Source organism: Mesorhizobium sp. CU3 (assembly GCF_006442965.1).
In the GTDB taxonomy this organism is placed as follows: domain Bacteria; phylum Pseudomonadota; class Alphaproteobacteria; order Rhizobiales; family Rhizobiaceae; genus Mesorhizobium.
The window spans coordinates 1-278 of the sequence record NZ_VFWX01000045.1 but is presented as its reverse complement, the minus strand read 5'-3'; the positions used below and the strand labels follow the sequence as shown (position 1 = coordinate 278).

General features: G+C 53.2%; 1 protein-coding gene. It reads right to left on the bottom strand.

Going from position 1 to position 278, the window contains the following annotated elements; all coding sequences use genetic code 11:
- A partial coding sequence (locus tag FJ988_RS31065; protein ID WP_210242793.1) for a hypothetical protein occupies positions 1 to 220 on the bottom strand: 220 nt, incomplete at its 3' end.
- Positions 221 to 278: the final 58 nt, after the last annotated feature.

Here is a 278-nt window from a genome sequence, read left to right as displayed (position 1 = left end):
AATCAAGATCATGAGCTTGCAAGAAGCTGAAGTAGTCGTACAGCGCTCGCCCTGTACTCGGCCAAGATTGCTCCGAGCCGATGTCTCCGCGAAGTAGGTAGAAGCGGAAGAACTGATTGGCGTGAGTGCAGCTCTCCATCGAGTCCCATAGCAGAATCGGAAATCCCCGGTACGGCTGTCCTGCGATCAGGAAATCCTCTGTGCCCCACACAAGCTCCATCTACCACCCATTCATCAACAGATCACGTTTGCTCTGTCTGCATGGATTGTGTGAAGGC